We start from the raw sequence: 18257 nt of genomic DNA on the forward strand, positions 1-18257 counted from the left end.
CTGGCCGTAAACGCGTGTGACGGTCTACTGCGACTCGTCCTCCGTCGGCACCACGTGCTTCTCCTCCGCGAAGTGACACGCCGAGTCGTGCTTCGCCGGGGTGTCCGCCAGCCGGAAGACCGCCGGGACCGCCAGCTCCGGTACCTCCAGCTCGCACCGCTGCTGGGCCTTCCAGCAGCGGGTGCGGAAGCGGCAGCCGGAGGGGATGTTGGCCGGGGAGGGCACGTCCCCGGCCAGGATGATGCGCTCGCGGTGCTCCCGCGCGTCCGGGTCGGGGACCGGGACGGCCGACAGCAGCGCCTGGGTGTACGGGTGGGTGGGGTGGTCGTAGATCTGCGCGTCCGTGCCGATCTCCACGATCCGGCCGAGGTACATGACGCCCACCCGGTCGGAGATGTGCCGGACGATCGACAGGTCGTGGGCGATGAAGACGTAGCTCAGCGAGAACTCGTCCTGGAGCTTCTCCAGGAGGTTCACCACCTGCGCCTGCACGGAGACGTCGAGCGCCGAGACCGGTTCGTCCGCCACGATGATCTCCGGCTGGAGCGCGAGGCCGCGGGCGATGCCGATGCGCTGGCGCTGACCGCCGGAGAACTGGTGCGGGTAGCGGTTGATGTACTCCGGGTTGAGCCCGACGACGTCCAGCAGGTCCTGGACCTTGCGCCGCCGGTCCCCCTTCGGGGCGACCTCGGGATGGATCTCGTACGGCTCGCCGATGATGTCGCCCACGGTCATCCGCGGGTTGAGCGAGGTGTACGGGTCCTGGAAGACCATCTGGATGTTGCGGCGGACGGCGCGCAGGGCCTTCGGGGAGAGCGTGGTGATGTCGTCGCCCTTGTAGCGGATCGAGCCCGACGTGGGGCGCTCCAGGTTGACCAGCATCTTGGCGACGGTCGACTTGCCGCAGCCGGACTCCCCGACGATGCCGAGGGTCTCCCCCGCCGTCAGGTCGAAGTCGACGCCGTCGACGGCCTTGACCGCGCCGACCTGCTTCTTGAAGAGGACGCCCTGGGTCAGCGGGTAGTGCTTGTACAGGTCCCTGACCTCGAGAATCGGCTCAGCCACGGAGGGCCTCCTGCCAGAAGTGGCACGCGCTGCGGCGTTCCTCCGACACCTCGTACAACGGCGGCTCGTCGGTCCGGCACATGTCCCGGGCGAGCGGGCAGCGCGGGTTGAAGGCGCATCCGGACGGGATGGCCAGCAGGTTCGGGGGCAGCCCCTTGATCGCGTACAGCTCCTGGCCCTTCTGGTCCAGGCGCGGGATCGAGTCGAGGAGTCCGCGGGTGTAGGGGTGGGCGGGCGCCTTGTAGATCTCGTGGACGGGGGCGGTCTCGACGATCCTGCCCGCGTACATGACGGCGATCTTGTCGGCGACGTCGGCGACGACGCCGAGGTCGTGGGTGATGAGGATGAGGCCCATGTTGAGCTCGCTCTGGAGCTCGGCCAGGAGGTCCATGACCTGGGCCTGGACGGTGACGTCGAGGGCGGTCGTCGGCTCGTCCGCGATGATCAGTTCCGGTTCGAGGGAGAGCGCCATCGCGATCATGATGCGCTGGCGCATGCCGCCGGAGAACTGGTGCGGGTACTGCCCCACGCGTTCCTTGGCCGCCGGGATGCGGACCCGGTCCATGAGCTCGATCGCCTTGGCCCGGGCGTCCTTGCGGGACATGCCCCGGTGGACCTGGAACATCTCGCCGAGCTGGTCGCCGACGCTGATGACGGGGTTGAGGGAGGACAGCGCGTCCTGGAAGATCATCGCCATCTTGGCTCCCCGGACCTTGCGCCGCTCCTCCTCCTTGAGCTTCAGCAGGTCCTGCCCCTGGAAGAGGATCTCGCCATCGGTGATCTTTCCGGGCGGGATGTCGAGGATGCCCATGACGGCCTGCGCGGTCACGGACTTGCCGGAGCCGGACTCGCCGAGCACCGCCAGTGTCTCGCCGGCGTCGACGGAGTAGCTGACGCCGTTGACGGCCTTGGCCACACCGTCCCTGGTGTGGAACTCCACGTGCAGATCGCGGACTTCGAGCAGCATGGGCGGCTACCTCAGCTTCGGGTCGAGGGCGTCGCGCACCGCGTCGCCGAGCATGATGAACGCGAGCACGGTGATGGCGAGCGCGCCCGCGGGCCAGAGCAGCATGTGCGGGGCGTTGCGGATGTACGGCGAGGCCGAGGAGATGTCGATGCCCCAGGAGACGGTCGGCGGCTTCAGCCCGACGCCCAGGTAGGACAGGGTCGCTTCGAGCGAGATGTACGTGCCGAGGGCGATGGTCGCCACGACGATGACCGGGGCGATGGCGTTGGGCGTGATGTGGCGCAGCAGCATCCGGGAGTTGGAGGCGCCGAGCGCGCGGGCGGCCTGGACGTAGTCGTTCTGTTTGGCGGTGATGACGGAGCCGCGGGCGATCCGGGAGATCTGCGGCCAGCCGAGGAGCACCATGAAGCCGATGACGGGCCAGATCGTGCTGCTGGTGACGACCGACAGCAGGACGAGGCCGCCGAGGACGACGGGGATGGCGAAGAAGACGTCGGTGATCCGGGAGAGGACGGCGTCCGACGCGCCGCCGAAGAAGCCGGCGATGCCACCGAGCGCGGAGCCGAGGAGCGCGACTCCGAGGGTGGCGAGGACGCCGACGCTCACGGAGGTCCGGGCGCCGTAGACGGTACGGGTGTAGACGTCGCAGCCCTGGCCGTTGAAGCCGAAGGGGTGGCCGGGCTGTGAGCCCTCCTGCGCCTTGGAGAGGTCGCACTGGAGGGGGTCTCCGCTGGCGATCAGGGAGGGCCAGATGGAGATGATCACCAGGAAGACGATGACCAGGCCCGAGATGATGAAGACCGGGTTGCGGCGCAGGTCGTGCCAGGCGTCGGACCACAGGGAGCGGGGTTTGCCCGCGGGGCCGGTACCGAGGGGCCCGCCGGGGGTCTTCTCCAGCGACTCGCCCTCTTCCATGGCGAGGTCCGTGGCGCCACCCGCCCCCGTGTGGTCGATGGCGCGCCCGTCGTCGAACGGCTCATGCGGCGTAAGAGGCTCAGGCATAGCGGATCCTCGGGTCAAGGACGGCGTACAAGAGGTCGACGAGCAGGTTGGCCACCAGGAAGACGAGGACGAGGACGGTCACGAAGCCGACGACGGTCTGGGTGCTCTGGCGCACGATGCCCTGGTAGAGCTGGTAGCCGACGCCGTGGATGTTGAAGATCCGCTCGGTGACGATGGCGCCTCCCATCAGCGCGCCGATGTCGGCGCCGATGAAGGTGACCACGGGGATGAGCGAGTTGCGCAGCAGGTGGCGGGTGATGACCCGGCGGCGCGGGAGTCCCTTGGCGACGGCGGTGCGGACGTAGTCGGCGCGCTTGTTCTCGGCGATCGAGGTCCGGGTGAGCCGGGTGACGTAGGCGAGGGAGACGGAGGCGAGGACGAGGCCGGGGACGATCAGTTCGTTGAAGGGGGCCTCGGGCGAGACGGCGGGCTTGATCCAGCCCCACTCCACGCCGAGCAGCAGCTGGAGCAGCAGACCGGTGACGAAGGTCGGGATCGAGATCACGACGAGAGTGAGCAGGAGCACGGTCGTGTCGATCGGGCGGCCGCGGCGCAGACCGGTCAGCACGCCGAGGCTGATGCCGATGACGATCTCGAAGAGGATCGCGACGATCGTGAGCCTGATGGTCACGGGGAAGGCGCTCGCCATCAGCTCGGTCACCGGCTGGCCGTTGAAGGCCGTGCCGAAGTCGCCGGTGAAGAGGTTGCCCATGTAGATCAGGTATTGCTGCCAGACCGGCTTGTCGAGGCCGAACTCCTTCTCCAGCTGGGCGGCGGTCGCCGGGTCACAGGCGCGGTCGCCGCAGAGGCCGGCGATGGGGTCGCCCATCACGTTGACCATGAGGAAGATCAGCAGGGTGGCGCCGATGAAGACCGGGATCATCTGCAGCAGACGCCGGATCACATAACGTCCCATGAGGGGCTCCGGGGGTGTGGGGAAGTCGTACGGCCCGGCACGCGGGGGAACGCGGGGCCGGGCCGTACGCCGACGAGCTCTGCGTCAACTGACCTTGATCTGGTCGTAGACGGGCACGCTGAAGGGGTTCAGGACCACGTTGGAGACGCGCTCGGAGTAGCCGGCGCTGCCGTTCTGGTACCAGAGCGGGATCGCTCCCATGTCGTCGCGGAGGACTTCCTCGGCGCTCTGGAAGGTCTCGACGGCCTTGGCGATGTCGGACTCGGCGTTGGCCTGGTCGACGAGCTTGTCGAACTCCGGGTCGGTGTACTTTCCGTCGTTCGAGGAGGCGTTGGTGTAGTAGAGCGGCTGCAGGAAGTTCTGGATGAGGGGGTAGTCCATCTGCCAGCCGGCCCGGAACGGGCCCTTCATCTTCTGTGTGCTGACCTGGCTGCGGAAGTCGGCGAAGGTGCCGATGGGGTTGCCGACGCAGGCCCGGTTGTTGCCGAGGGCGTTGTTGATGGAGTTGCAGACGGCGTCCACCCACTCCTTGTGGGAGCCGGTGTCGGCGTTGTACGTGATCGTCATGGTGCCGCCGGGGATGCCGCCGCCCTCGGCGACCAGCTTCTTCGCCTCCTCCGCGTTGTACTTGCAGAAGTCGCCGCAGATGTCCTTGAAGCCGCCGTCCTCACCGAGGACCGGGGAGGTCCAGTCGACGGCGGGGGTGCGGGTCTTCTGGAAGATCGTGTCGGTGATCTGCTCGCGGTTGATCGCCATGGAGAGGCCCTGGCGGAGCTTCTCCTGGCCGGGCTTGTTCCACGCCGGGTCGTAGAACGGGAAGCCGAGGGTCTGGATGATGCCGGCCGGGACGTTGATGTACCGGTCGCCGAGGTCCGCCTGGACGTTCTTGAGCTGCGAGGCGGGCACGTCGTCGACCAGGTCGAGGTTGCCGGCGGTCAGGTCGGTGTAGGCGGTGTTGTTGTCGGTGTAGACCTTGAGGGTGACGCCGCCGTTCTGTGCCTTGTCCTCGCCGGGGTAGGCGTCCCAGCGCCTCAGCTCCATCTGCGAGCCCTTGGCGTACGAGTCGACGGTGTACGGGCCGTTGCCGATGGGCTTGTTCAGCCAGGACGCGTGGTCGTCGAAGAACACCTGGGGCAGGGGGGCGAAGGCCGCGTAGCCGAGGGTGTCCGGCCAGGTGGAGAACTTCTGGGTGAGCTTGACGGTGAAGGTCTTGTCGTCGACGACCTTGAGGCCGGACATGGTCTCGGCGGTCGGCTCGCCGGACTCGGGGTGGACCTGGTCGTAGCCCTCGATCTGGCCGAAGAAGAAGGCGTTCTTCTGGTTGTTCTTCAGGGAGGCGCCGTAGTTCCAGGCGTCCACGAAGGAGTTCGCGGTGACCGCCTGGCCGTTGGAGAAGGTCCAGCCGTCCTTGAGGGTGATGGTGAAGTTGGTCGAGTCCGTCGTCTCGATGTTCTCGGCGAGCATGTTCTTGGCCTCGCCGGTCTTCGGGTCGTACTGCTTGAGACCCCGGAAGATCATGGAGAGGACCTTGCCGCCCTGCACCTCGTTGGTGTTCCCGGGCTCCAGCGGGTTCTGCGGATCGCCCCACGAGGAGCTGACGATCCCGTCGGCGCCACTTCCACCGCCGCTGTCGTCGCCGCCGCCGCAGGCGGTCGCCATGAGGGCGACGGCGGCGGCCAGAGCGGTCCACTTGGCGTGCGTGGCTCCGCGCATCAGGTGCCTCCCGAGAGTCCCGAGTATCAGATAGGCCCCAATATCACCCTAGAAATACCGCTATGCACCTTTACGACACCCGTTGGGAGAAACACGCCGAGGGCGCCCCGGCCGTGATGGCCGGAGCGCCCTCGGTGGACCGCTCGGGAGGCTACGCCGCGTGGATGACGTCCTTCTCCTCGGCGAAGTGGCACGCCGACTCGTGCGCGGCCGGGGAGTCCTGCCCCTGGAAGCGCTCGGGGATCGCCAGCAGCGGGATCTCCGTGGCGCACTTCTCCTCGGCCTTCCAGCACCGGGTGCGGAAGCGGCAGCCCGACGGCGGGTTGGCCGGCGAGGGGACGTCACCGGTGAGGATGATCCGCTCGCGACCCTCGCGGGCCTCCGGGTCCGGGACCGGGACCGCCGACAGCAGCGCCTGGGTGTAGGGGTGCGTCGGGTGGTCGTAGATCTGCGTGTCCGTACCGATCTCGGCCATCTTGCCGAGGTACATCACGCCGACCCGGTCGGAGATGTGCCGGACGATCGACAGGTCGTGCGCGATGAAGACGTAGGAGAGGTTGAACTCGTCCTGCAGCTTCTCCATCAGGTTGATGACCTGCGCCTGGACGGAGACGTCCAGCGCCGAGACCGGCTCGTCGCAGATGATGATCTCCGGGTTGAGCGCGAGGCCGCGGGCGATGCCGATGCGCTGGCGCTGACCGCCGGAGAACTGGTGCGGGTAGCGGTTGATGTACTCGGGGTTCAGACCGACCACATCGAGCAGCTCCTGCACCTTGCGGCGCCGGTCGCCCTTCGGGGCCACCTCGGGGTGGATGTCGAAGGGCTCGCCGATGATGTCGCCGACCGTCATGCGCGGGTTCAGCGAGGTGTACGGGTCCTGGAACACCATCTGGATGTTCCGGCGGACGGCCTTCAGCGCGCGGCCGGACAGCCGGGTGATGTCCTGGCCCTTGTAGAAGACCTCGCCCGCGGTCGCCCGCTCCAGGTTCATCAGCAGCTTGGCGACCGTGGACTTGCCACAGCCGGACTCGCCGACGATGCCGAGGGTCTCGCCCTGGTAGAGGTCGAAGGAGACCCCGTCCACGGCCTTGACCGCGCCGACCTGCTTCTTGAACAGGATGCCCTGGGTCAGCGGGAAGTGCTTGACCAGGTTGCGCACCTGCAGGATCGGCTCACCGCGCTCGACCGGCGCCTCGATGGCGGCTACGGCCTCCGCCTCGCTCGCGGCGTCGACGGTGTGCACCTCGGTGACGTTCGGAGTCACGTCCGCGGCCTCGTCGTTCTTGCTGAGCTCAGCCATGGATCGTCTCCTTCCAGAAGTGGCAGGCGCTGCCGCGGCCCGGCAGCTCCGTGCCGTCCTGCTCGGTGACCGGTGCGAGGGCCGGGATCTCCGTGCGGCAGATGTCGTCGGCCTTCGGGCAGCGCGGGTTGAAGGCGCAGCCGGAGGGCACGCGGAGCAGGTTGGGCGGCAGACCCTTGATCGCGTACAGCTCCTGGCCCTTCTGGTCCAGGCGCGGGATCGAGTCGAGCAGACCCCGGGTGTACGGGTGGGCCGGGCGCTTGTAGAGCTCGTGCACGGGCGCGCACTCGACGATCCGGCCCGCGTACATGACCGCGATCTTGTCCGCGACGTCGGCGACGACGCCGAGGTCGTGGGTGATCAGGATCAGGCCCATGTTGTATTCCTGCTGGAGCTCCGCGAGGAGGTCCATGACCTGGGCCTGGACCGTCACGTCGAGCGCCGTGGTGGGCTCGTCCGCGATGATCAGGTCCGGCTCCAGGGCGAGCGCCATGGCGATCATGATGCGCTGGCGCATACCGCCGGAGAACTGGTGGGGGTAGTCGTTGACCCGCGCCGCGGCGGCGGGGATCTTGACCTTGTCCATCAGCTCGATGGCCTTGGCCTTGGCCTCCTTCTTGGAGAGGCCGTGGTGCACCCGGAACATCTCGCCGAGCTGGTAGCCGACGGTGAGGACCGGGTTGAGGGACGACAGCGCGTCCTGGAAGATCATGGCGATCCTGCGACCGCGGATCTTCCGGCGCTCCTCGTAGGACATCTTGAGCATGTCCTGGCCGCGGTAGAAGATCTCGCCCTGCGGGATCTTGCCGGGCGGCATGTCGAGGATGCCCATGATGGCCTGCGCGGTGACGGACTTGCCGGACCCGGACTCGCCGAGCACGGCGAGCGTCTCGCCGGCGTTCACGCTGTAGTTGACTCCGTTGACCGCCTTGGCCACACCGTCACGGGTGTGGAACTCCACGTGCAGGTCACGGACTTCGAGCAGGGGACCGTTGTAGTCGTCGCCGTCGCGCGGCGCGGGAACGGTCGCGGTCTTGTCGATGATGCTCACGTCGTACGCCCTCCTCAGCGCAGCTTGGGGTCGAGGGCGTTGCGTACGGCTTCGCCGAGCATGATGAACGCCAGGACGGTGAGGCTCAGCATGATCGACGGGTACAGCAGGATGTGCTGCGCCGTACGGATCTGCTGGACACCGGCGGAGATGTCGACACCCCACGAGATGGTCGGTGCGGACAGGCCCAGACCCAGGTAGGACAGGGTCGCCTCGGCCGAGATGTAGCCACCGAGCGCGATGGTCGCGACGACGATCACCGGAGCCATGGCGTTCGGCAGGATGTGCCGGAACAGGATCCGGGTCGTGCCGGCGCCGAGCGCCGTGGCCGCGTGGACGTAGTCCGCCTGCTTGACGGTGATCACCGCACCACGCATGACGCGGGCGATCTGGGTCCAGCCGAGGAACGCGAGGGCGAAGACGACCACCCAGACGGTGCGCTCGGTGAAGGACTGCAGGACGACCATGGCGCCGAGCAGGAACGGGATGCCGAAGAAGACGTCGGTGAGGCGCGAGAGGATCGCGTCCGTGATGCCGCCGAAGTAACCGGCGATCATGCCCGTGATGCCACCGATGACGGTGACGATCGCGGTGACACAGACACCGACGATGATCGAGGCACGGGTGCCGTAGATCAGTCGGGCGTACACGGAGCGGCCCTGGCCGTCCCAGCCGAGCCAGCCCTCGGAGCCGATCTTGCCGAGCTCGGGCTGACCGAGGTAGTGGTTCACCAGGTCGCCCCTGGTGGGCGACGCGCTCGTGAACCAGCCCGGGAACGCGGTGATCACCAGCAGGATGAGGATCAGCACCGACGAGACGACGAAGTACGGGTTGCGACGCAGGTCCACCCAGGCGTCGCCCCAGAGGCTGCGGGCCTTCTCCGACTTCGCCTTCGGCGCGGGCTCCGTCACGGAGGGGGGCGCGACGGCGTCCTCGACGGCGGTGACGGCGGTCTTGGTCACGTCAGGCATAACGGATCCTCGGGTCCAGGACCGCGTACAGCAGGTCGATGAGCAGGCTGGTGACGAGGTAGACGAGCACCAGGATGGTCACGAGACCGACCAGGGTGGTGCCCTCGCGGCGGATGATCGACTCGTAGATCAGGCCGCCGACGCCCTTGACGTTGAAGATGCCTTCGGTGACGACCGCGCCGCCCATGAGGGCGCCGATGTCGGTGCCGAGGAAGGTGACGACGGGGATCATCGAGTTGCGCATCAGGTGGACGCCGATGACCCGGCGCTTCGGCAGGCCCTTGGCGACGGCCGTACGCATGTAGTCGGCGCGCAGGTTCTCCGCCATGGACGTACGGGTCAGTCGGGCCACGTAGGCCAGCGAGAGACCACCGAGCACGATGGCGGGCGCGATCATCTCCGACAGCAGCTGGTCGTTGCTGACGTTCGGAGCGATCCACTCCAGCTCGAAGGCGAAGACCATCTTGATGATGAAGGCGAGAACGAAGACCGGCACCGAGATGATCAGCAGGGTGAAGATCAGGATCGCGTTGTCGGCGAGACGGCCGGCGCGCATACCGGCGATGACGCCGAGCGCGATGCCGAAGACCAGCTCGAACGCGAAGGCCATCGCGGCGAGTTGGAGCGTGACAGGGAACGCGTCGCCCAGAACCTCGGTGACCGGACGCCCGTTACGGATCTGGGTGCCGAAGTCGAAGTGGGCAATGATGTTCCACATGTAGTTGGCGTACTGCTGCAGGATCGGCTGATCCAGCCCCAGTTCGTGTCTGATCTTGGCCACGGTCGCCGGGTTGGCGGCCTTGTCGCCGAACAGACCCGCCACGGGGTCGCCGGGCAGGCTGTAGACCATGAGGAAGATCAGCAGGGTTGTCCCGATGAAGACCGGGATCATCTGGAGCAGTCGTCGTACGACATAGCGCCCCATCATGCCTCCGTTGAGATGTGACAGCCGCAGCGCTACGAGCCCTCCCCCGGCAACCGCGCCCCTGTGGGTACGCGGATGTCGTGGAAGGGCCCCCCAGCCACTGCGTATCGCCGGTGCGAGGGGCCGGCGGGCGGTGTGCGACCGACGGCCCCTCGCCTTGCGGCTAGCGGACTACGCTTGGGTGATTACTTCTTCTTGACGGTGATCTCTTCGAGAACCGGGTCGCCGTCCTGCGCGTAGCGGACGCCCTCGACGTTCTCGGAGTAGCCGGCGTTGACCTTGTAGTACCAGAGCGGGATGGAGGGCATCAGGTTGACGAGCTCCTTCTCCACCTCCTGGTAGGCCTTCACCGACTCCTCAAGGGTGGCCGCGGAGTCGGCCGCCTTGATCTTCGCGTCGAGCGCAGGGTTGGAGAAGTCACCCTGGTTGCCGGACGCACCCGTCTGGAACAGGTCACGGAGGAAGTTGGAGTTCACCGGGTAGTCGAGCGTCCAGGCCGAGCGGTACAGGGACTTGACCTGCTTCGCCTTGCGGGCCGCGAGGTCCGCCTGGAAGTCCGCCTTGCTGTCACCGACGCACTTCACGCTGGTGGCCTGGGTGATGCTGTTGCAGACCGCGTCGACCCACTCCTTGTGGCCGCCGTCCGCGTTGAACTGGATGGTGATGGCGTTGCCGGGAACGCCGCCACCCTCCGCGATCAGCTGCTTGGCCTTGGCCGGGTCGAACTTGGTGACGTCGCCCGCGGCGTTCGGCTGGAAGCCGAGGACGCCCTTGGCGACCCAGCCGGTCGCCGGCTCACGCGTACCCTGCAGCACCGTCTTGGTGATGGTGGCGCGGTCGATCGCCATCGAGATGCCCTGGATGACCTTCGGGTCGACCTTCTTGGGCTTCTTCCACTGGTCCGCGTAGAACGCGACCGCGATGGACTGGATCGCCGACTGGTCGGCGTCCACGGCGCGGTCACCGAGGTCCTGGTGGTAGACCGGGAGGTCCTTCGGGCCGACCTGACGGATGACGTCGAGGTTGCCGGACTTCAGGTCCTCGTAGGCGGGCTCGAGGCCGGTGTAGTTCTTGAAGATCACACCGCCGTTCTTCGCCTTGTTCTCGCCCTTGTACGCGTCGTAGCGGACGATCTTGATCTGCTTCTTGCGGTCCCACGACTCGAACTTGTAGGGACCGTTGCCGACCGGCTTCAGGCCCGCGCCCTTCGGGTCCTTGTAGAAGGACTCCGGCAGCGGCGAGAAGACCTCGTAGCCGAGCTTGTACGCGAAGTACGGAACCGCGCTCTTGAGCTCGATGGTGAAGGTCGAGTCGTCGACGATCTTCAGGCCGGTGAGCTTGTCGGCGGTGGGCTTGGCGCCCTCCTTCTCCGGCAGCAGGGCCTCGGAGCCCTTGATGTCGGAGAACCAGGAGGCGTTGCCCTGCTGGTTGTCGACGTTGGCGGCCCAGTTCCACGCGTCCACGTAGGACTTGGCGGTCACCGGGGTGCCGTCGTGGAAGGTCCAGCCCTTCTTGAGCTTGACCGTCCACAGCTTGCTGTCCGTGGTCTCGACCGACTCGGCGTTCACCATGGTGAGCTTGCCGTCGGCGGTGTAGTCCACGAGCTGCGAGAACAGACCGGACAGAACGATCGAGCCGTTGGACTCCATCGTGTCGGCCGGGTGCAGCAGCTTCTCCGGCTCGCCCACCTCGATCGAGAAGATCCCGTTCGGGTCAACCTGGCCCTTGGCGTCGCTGCCGCCGTCGCCCTTACCTCCGCCACAGGCGGTCGCTGCCAGGGCGACGACAATCGCGCCCACTACCCACTTGGCGCTCTTGGCACCGCGCATGGGTTCCTCCTCATGAGTCCACTTGTCACTACAAGAGGGGCACTTCGAGTCCGCCGACACCCCTGACGGCGATGCACTCATGTGCCCCGAGTGTGCTCGTGAGTCGGCACTCCCCACAGTGCGTGACCCATTGACCCGAGCTCAATGGAGCCAACTATTAAGTACGTCAGGGCTGTAAACCACACTTAAGTGGTCTCGGTTTGACAACATCAGCAGGGGCCCTGAGACCGAAATCCGGACAAAGCGATCACAGACAGACACCCGCGAAACGGACCGTTAACACACGTTCCGGAGAGCGACGGCCGATATCCGGACACGGTGCCTCTGAAATGGATTTGACGAAAGGCTCGGGCCCCCGCAGTCACTGCGGGGGCCCGAGCCTTCTGTCTGAGGTCGTGTCAGCCTGCCGGCGTCAGCCGGACGCGGCCGAGATCACAGGTCAGGCGTTCTTGGCGCGCGAGGCGGAGCGGCTGCGCTCCTTCTGGTCCAGGACGACCTTGCGGATGCGGACGGCCTCCGGGGTCACCTCGACGCACTCGTCGTCGCGGCAGAACTCCAGGGACTGCTCCAGGGAGAGCTTGCGCGGCGGCACGATCGCCTCGAAGGAGTCGGCCGAGGAGGAGCGCATGTTGGTGAGCTTCTTCTCCTTGGTGATGTTCACGTCCATGTCGTCGGAGCGCGAGTTCTCGCCGACGATCATGCCCTCGTACACCTCGGTGCCGGGGTCGGTGAACAGGACACCGCGCTCCTGGAGGTTGGTCATCGCGAAGGCGGTGACCGCGCCCGCGCGGTCGGCGACCAGGGAGCCGTTGTTGCGGGTCGTGAGCTGGCCGAACCACGGCTCGTGGCCCTCGTGGATCGAGTGGCCGATGCCCGTGCCGCGGGTCTGGGTCAGGAACTCCGTACGGAAGCCGATGAGGCCGCGGGACGGGACGACGAACTCCATGCGGACCCAGCCGGAGCCGTGGTTGGACATGTTGTCCATCCGGCCCTTGCGGACACCCATGAGCTGGGTGACGGCGCCCATGTGCTCCTCGGGCACGTCGATCGTCATGCGCTCGACGGGCTCGTGGACCTTGCCGTCGACGTCCTTGGTGACGACCTGCGGCTTGCCGATGGTCAGCTCGAAGCCCTCACGGCGCATCTGCTCGACCAGGATGGCGAGCGCGAGCTCACCACGGCCCTGGACCTCCCAGGCGTCGGGGCGCTCGGTGTCCAGGACGCGGAGCGAGACGTTACCGATCAGCTCGCGGTCCAGACGGTCCTTGACCTGGCGGGCGGTGACCTTGCGGTCCTTGACCGCGGCCTTGGCGTCCGCGCCCTTGCCCGTGCCGCCACGGCCGACCAGCGGGGAGGTGTTGGTGCCGATGACCATGGAGATGGCCGGCTCGTCCACCGTGATGAGCGGCAGCGCGATCGGGTTCTCCGGGTCGGCGAGGGTCTCGCCGATCATGATGTCGGGGATACCGGCGACGGCGCAGATGTCACCGGGACCGGCGACCTCGGCCGGCTTGCGGGTGAGCGCCTCGGTCATCATCAGCTCGGTGATGCGGACGTTGGAGATCGAGCCGTCACGCTTGATCCACGCGACCGTCTGGCCCTTGCGCAGCTCGCCCTGCTCGACACGGAGCAGCGCGATACGGCCGAGGAAGTTGTCGGCGTCGAGGTTGGTGACGTGGGCCTGGAGCGGCGCGTCCTCGTCGTAGGACGGGGCGGGGACGTGCTCCAGGATGGTGGAGAAGAACGGCTCCAGGTTCTCGCTGTCGGCGGGGACGGTGCCGTCCTCCGGCTTGGTCAGCGAGGCGATGCCGTCACGGCCGCAGGCGTAGACGATCGGGAACTCGATCTGGTCCTCGTCGGCGTCCAGGTCGAGGAACAGGTCGTAGGTCTCGTTGACGACCTCGTCGATCCGGGAGTCCGGACGGTCGGTCTTGTTGATGCAGAGGATGACGGGCATCCGGGCCTGGAGGGCCTTGCGGAGCACGAAGCGCGTCTGCGGCAGCGGGCCCTCGGAGGCGTCGACGAGGAGGACGACCGCGTCGACCATCGACAGACCACGCTCGACCTCGCCACCGAAGTCGGCGTGACCGGGGGTGTCGATGATGTTGATCGTGATCGGGGCCCCGCCGTCCTTGGGGTGATACTTCACCGCCGTGTTCTTGGCGAGGATCGTGATGCCCTTCTCACGCTCCAGGTCGTTCGAGTCCATCATGCGGTCGTCGAGCTGCTGGTGGGCGGCGAAGGCACCGGCCTGCTTGAGCATGGCGTCGACGATGGTCGTCTTGCCATGGTCGACGTGGGCGACGATGGCGACGTTACGGATGTCGTGGCGCGTGGGCATGGGTGCTTGCGCTTCTCTCGGATCGTGGGATGCGGCGTCAGTTCCTCTTACGCCCGCCGGGCGGACGCGCCACGGCTATGTCCTATGGTACGGGGCCGCCGCGCAAGGGGCTTCCCCGCCCGGATTCGAGAGGGTCTACTAGGAGGTTTGGGGCCTCGGTGGAGCGGTGCACTGGGGTGAGGGGGGAGCACTGAGCGTGCGGAACCGGCCGGGTCAAGGGGCCGGACGTGATCCTGCCCGCCGGGGACACCGGCGGGCAAGGAACTTGAGCTGCATCTGAGGTTGTGACCTGCACTTTCGGCTACTTCTTGGTATTGCGCTCCGCACCGCCCGCCGATTCGGGCTTCTTGAACCCGATGTCCTGGTACCGCGGGGCCGCGAACCCCCAGGCGCCCGCGTTCACGATCTCGGGCTTGGCCGCCACGAGCTGGGGGCGCTGATAGAGAGGAATCGATCCGGCAGCGGCCCAGATCCGGGCGTCGGCCTGGCGGACCAGGTCACGGGCCTCCTCCTCGTCGAGGGTGGCCACCGCCTGGTCGAAGAGCTGGTCGATACGGTCCGTGCCGACCCGGGAGTAGTTCTGCTCGACCAGGAGCGACCCGTCGGAGGCGGGCTCCGGCTTGGCGAAGATCGGCCGGGCGTCGGTCGCGGGGAAGGCGGAGGCGGGCCAGGAGTAGAGCGCCAGGTCGTAGTCGCCGGAGGCGATGTGGTCCTTGAAGAAGCTCTCGTCCGCGACCTTGGTGACCTCGGTGCGGATGCCGACCGCGTCCAGCATCTGCACGATCTTGTCACCGACGGTCCGCAGCGACTCCGAGCCAGGGCCCGAGGGCAGGACGAACCGCAGGTTGAGCGCCTTGCCGTCCTTGCCGAGGCCCGTGCCCGCGCCCTCCGGGCCGGCCGGGGCGGGGGCCGCGGTGCCGCGCGGGGCGTAGGCGCCGGCGACGCCGCTGTCGGGCTTGGCCGCCTGGCCCTTGGCCTCGGTCGTGGTGCCGGCGTCGGTGCCGGTGTCGAGGAGTGCGGCCTGGCGGAGCAGTGCCGCGTTCTGCAGGGCGGCTCCGGGGGCCGGGGCGAGGACGTCGGTGCCGCTCTCGGGGCCGGCCGCGCCGATCGCGGGCTCGGGCGCCTTGGCGCCGTCCCGGGCGGCAGTGCCGCCCGGCTTGTCGTCGCCGACGATGTAGAGGCCGTCGCTGGAGGCGGCGTCGCCCTCGGGCTTCTTCGCCTCCGGCTTCTTCTCGGCCGGGGTCTTCTCGGCGGGGGTCTTCTCGGCGGGTGTCTTCTCGGCCGGGGTCTTCTCGGCCGGGGTCTTCTCGGCCGGGGACTTCTCCGCGGGGTCGGCGGGAGCCTTCTTCTCGGTGCCGGCCGTCCCCTCCTTCTCCGTACCCCCCTTCTCCGTCTTCTCCGTGTTCTCCGCCTCGCTGCCGGCCTTCGTCCCGGCCGGTTTCTTGGCCGCGCCGCCGGGGACCCAGCCCGCGTCCGCGAGCAGCGCCATGGCTTCCTTGGCGTCCTGGTCGCCGAGCGCGTCGCTGCTGTCCGCGTAGGCGGCCTGCCCGGCGAGAGCGAGGTGGCTGCCGGGCGGCTGGGCGGGCAGCCCCAGCGGCTTGAGGACGGCCTCGGCCAGTTCCTGGCGGTCGAGCGCGCGGGCCACCGCCCTGCGGACCCGCTCGTCGGCGAGCGGACCGGACTCGCCGTTCAGCGAGAGCTGCGTGTACGCGGGCTCCAGCGACTTGCGCACGACGAACTTCCCGAGCGCGCGCTGCTCGGCGGCGTACCGGTCGATGGCTTCCTGGTTCTGCTTGCGGGCGGCCTGGACGGCCCGTGCCTTCGCCTCGTCGGAGCCGTTGGCCAGCGCCCAGGACTTCAGCGCCGCCGAGGGGGTGATCGCGGAGCCCGGGCCGTGCGCGGGAGCCTGGCCGTTCCGGCCGTCCCGGGAGTCCTTCACCGCGAGGGCGATGCGGTCCGCCGCCGACCGGTCGATCTCGGCCAGGTCGAGCTTCCCGGCGGCCAGCGCGGTGACGCGGTCGGCTCGCGGCACGGACTTCAGGACGATCTGGTCGAGCTTGGCGGACTGGCCCCACCAGCGAGGGTTCCGGTCGAGGGTGACGGTGCCCGCCTTGCGGTCGGCCTCCTTGATCCGGAAGGGGCCGGCGGTCGCTTTCAGGGCGGTGCGCGCGCCGTCGTTGAAGGCGGCCGGGGTCCCCATCACCTCCTTCGGATAGAGAGGGGTGAAGAGGGACTGCCAGTCGGCGTACGGCTTGCCGAAGGTGACGCGCACCTCCAGGTCGTTCTTGCCGCGTTCGATCTTCTCGATCCGCTCGTAGCCCGAGTTGCGGGCGGTCCAGTACGCGGTGTCCCTGCCGTTCAGGGCCCGCCACTGGGCGACGAAGTCGGGGGCGCCGATCTCGCGGCCGTCGCTCCACACCGCCTGCTGGTTGAGCTTGTACAGGACGACCTGCTTCGGCTCCGTCTCGATGACCTTCGCGGACTCCAGGTAGTCCGGGTTGCGCTGCGGGCGGCCCCGCGCGTCGAGGGTGTAGAGGGCGGGGAGCACGGCCCCGGCGATGCGCGAGGTGGAGCCGTCGGCGTCCGCCTGGAAGGCGTTGAGCGTGGTGGGCATGGTGTCCACGGCCCAGTTCAGGGTGCCGCCGTCGGTCACCCGGTCGCGTGCGGCGGGCGCGTGGTCCGGGGCGGCGGCCCTGGCCTCGTCGGCTTCGTCGGCCGAGCTGCATCCGGCCAGGACCGAGATGGCGAGCACCGCGCTGGTGAGGGTGGCGACGGAGCGGAGCGTGCGGGAGCGGGGGCTCCTGGAGCATGTCCTCCCGCGAGGGGCGCCGACCTGGGACATGACTTGTACCCCTTCGTCCAGTTTCATGCCATTTAGAGATGATCACACCTATTGCTCATACACTGAAAAGGAAGGAGTGGATCCGCCCGAGGCGACACGGCGGCGCGGCCGGCAAACCCCACCCGTGCGGCCCAACCGCCGGGCGGCGCGGATCTCCGGACGAGTGGAATCCCGTACACATGGCTTCACAAGCGGGGTGTGACGCGCGACACTCTCAGGCGCGTGTTCGCCACCCGCAATCGCGGAAGTGAGGGCAATCCATGTCCCTTCAGGACGAATTGGCGGCAGTCAAGGGCCGCCTCGACGACCTGGTTCGCACGGTCGAACAGCTGGAGCGCCGCATCGCGGCGGAGCGGGGCACCCCCTCGCCGCCGACCCCCGGTCGGCCGGAGAACATCGTGACGATCCCCGACACCCCGTACGACAGCGGGCTGTGGACGGATTCGGACGACGAGGGCCTGGGAGCACGCGACCGGCACGCGCCCTAGGAGACCTCGTTGGCCACAGGAACCGAACCGCCCTCCACCGGAAGGGGAGCGCCCGCCACCGGCGTGCACTCCCCCTCCCGTGCGGCGATCGCCCCCCGCCACCTACGGACCGACCGCTGGTGGCTGGCGCCCGCCGCCACCGCGGCCGGACTGCTCGCCTTCATCGCGTACTCCACCTGGCGAGCCTTCGCGAACAGCGACTACTACGCCGCGCCCTACGTCTCGCCGTTCTACTCGCCCTGCCTGGCGGAGAACTGCGTCCCGATGCGGGGCGGACCCAACTGGGAGGTCTTCGGCAGCTGGTGGGGCCTCTCCCCCGCCCTGCTGATCCTGGTCTTCCCGCTCGGCTTCCGACTGACCTGCTACTACTACCGCAAGGCGTACTACCGGGGCTTCTGGGCCTCTCCCCCGGCCTGCGCGGTCGCCGAGCCGCATGCGACCTACACCGGTGAGACCCGCTTCCCGCTGATCCTGCAGAACCTCCACCGGTACTTCTTCTACACCGCGCTCCCGGTCGCCGCGATCCTCACCTACGACACCGCGCTGACCTTCCGGGACGCCTCGTACGAGTGGGGCCACGCGGGCCTGGGGACCGTGATCTTCCTGATCAACATCGTGCTGATCTGGGCGTACACCCTGTCCTGCCACTCCTGCCGGCACATCGTCGGCGGCCGGCTGCGGCACTTCTCACGCCATCCGGTGCGCTACCGCCTGTGGAGCTGGGTCGGACGGCTGAACACCCGCCACATGCTGCTCGCCTGGGCGTCGTTGATCTCCGTCGCCCTCTGCGATCTGTACGTGTACCTGCTCGCCACCGGAACCTTCGACGACCCGAGGATCTTCTGAC

General features: G+C 68.1%; 14 protein-coding genes. 2 read left to right on the top strand and 12 right to left on the bottom strand.

Features of this window, described 5'->3' with window-relative positions:
* Nucleotides 1–24: 24 nt before the first annotated feature.
* The 12 genes from AB0D99_RS20785 to AB0D99_RS20840 form a co-directional block, all read right to left on the bottom strand.
* The gene (locus AB0D99_RS20785; protein WP_362363898.1) at nt 25–1065 is read right to left on the bottom strand and encodes a dipeptide ABC transporter ATP-binding protein; all 1041 of its coding nucleotides are present in this window, start codon (nt 1063–1065) and stop codon (nt 25–27) included.
* Nucleotides 1058–2032, bottom strand: coding sequence for an ABC transporter ATP-binding protein (locus tag AB0D99_RS20790; RefSeq protein WP_362363901.1), 975 nt, complete (start codon nt 2030–2032; stop codon nt 1058–1060). Before AB0D99_RS20790 ends, AB0D99_RS20785 begins: the two co-directional genes overlap by 8 nt.
* A 6-nt stretch (nt 2033–2038) precedes the next feature.
* The gene (locus tag AB0D99_RS20795; RefSeq protein WP_362363904.1) at nt 2039–3034 is read right to left on the bottom strand and encodes an ABC transporter permease; all 996 of its coding nucleotides are present in this window, start codon (nt 3032–3034) and stop codon (nt 2039–2041) included.
* A complete protein-coding gene (locus tag AB0D99_RS20800; protein WP_362363907.1) occupies nt 3027–3950 on the bottom strand; it encodes an ABC transporter permease in 924 nt (307 codons plus the stop codon). The genes AB0D99_RS20795 and AB0D99_RS20800 overlap by 8 nt, the downstream gene beginning before the upstream one ends.
* A gap of 84 nt (nt 3951–4034) precedes the next feature.
* Complete coding sequence (locus tag AB0D99_RS20805; protein WP_362363910.1) at nt 4035–5663, bottom strand: ABC transporter substrate-binding protein; 1629 nt, start codon at nt 5661–5663, stop codon at nt 4035–4037.
* A 151-nt stretch (nt 5664–5814) separates the two neighbouring features.
* A complete protein-coding gene (locus AB0D99_RS20810) occupies nt 5815–6963 on the bottom strand; it encodes a dipeptide ABC transporter ATP-binding protein (RefSeq protein ID WP_362363913.1) in 1149 nt (382 codons plus the stop codon).
* On the bottom strand, nt 6956–8014 hold the full coding sequence (locus tag AB0D99_RS20815; RefSeq protein ID WP_362363916.1) for an ABC transporter ATP-binding protein: 1059 nt from the start codon (nt 8012–8014) through the stop codon (nt 6956–6958). Before AB0D99_RS20815 ends, AB0D99_RS20810 begins: the two co-directional genes overlap by 8 nt.
* Nucleotides 8015–8028: 14 nt before the next feature.
* Nucleotides 8029–8985: an ABC transporter permease gene (locus AB0D99_RS20820; RefSeq protein WP_362363919.1), complete on the bottom strand. Its 957-nt coding sequence runs from the start codon at nt 8983–8985 to the stop codon at nt 8029–8031.
* Entirely contained in the window at nt 8978–9910 is a 933-nt protein-coding gene (locus tag AB0D99_RS20825) for an ABC transporter permease (RefSeq protein WP_362364066.1), read from the bottom strand. The genes AB0D99_RS20820 and AB0D99_RS20825 overlap by 8 nt, the downstream gene beginning before the upstream one ends.
* Nucleotides 9911–10095: 185 nt before the next feature.
* On the bottom strand, nt 10096–11739 hold the full coding sequence (locus tag AB0D99_RS20830) for an ABC transporter substrate-binding protein (protein WP_362363922.1): 1644 nt from the start codon (nt 11737–11739) through the stop codon (nt 10096–10098).
* Between the two features lie 439 nt (nt 11740–12178).
* The gene (gene typA, locus AB0D99_RS20835) at nt 12179–14080 is read right to left on the bottom strand and encodes a translational GTPase TypA (RefSeq protein ID WP_362363925.1); all 1902 of its coding nucleotides are present in this window, start codon (nt 14078–14080) and stop codon (nt 12179–12181) included.
* Nucleotides 14081–14381: 301 nt separating this feature from the next.
* Nucleotides 14382–16922: an ABC transporter substrate-binding protein gene (locus tag AB0D99_RS20840; RefSeq protein WP_362363927.1), complete on the bottom strand. Its 2541-nt coding sequence runs from the start codon at nt 16920–16922 to the stop codon at nt 14382–14384.
* Nucleotides 16923–17182: 260 nt separating this feature from the next.
* On the opposite strand from AB0D99_RS20840, the gene AB0D99_RS20845 reads away from it, so the two are divergent.
* Together AB0D99_RS20845 and AB0D99_RS20850 are read left to right on the top strand one after the other, a co-directional pair.
* Nucleotides 17183–17410, top strand: a complete 228-nt coding sequence (locus tag AB0D99_RS20845; RefSeq protein WP_362363930.1) for a hypothetical protein — start codon at nt 17183–17185, stop codon at nt 17408–17410.
* A 9-nt stretch (nt 17411–17419) separates the two neighbouring features.
* Complete coding sequence (locus AB0D99_RS20850; RefSeq protein ID WP_362363933.1) at nt 17420–18256, top strand: hypothetical protein; 837 nt, start codon at nt 17420–17422, stop codon at nt 18254–18256.
* Nucleotide 18257: the final 1 nt, after the last annotated feature.

This window comes from Streptomyces sp. NPDC047971 (assembly GCF_040653355.1).
GTDB lineage: Bacteria > Actinomycetota > Actinomycetes > Streptomycetales > Streptomycetaceae > Streptomyces.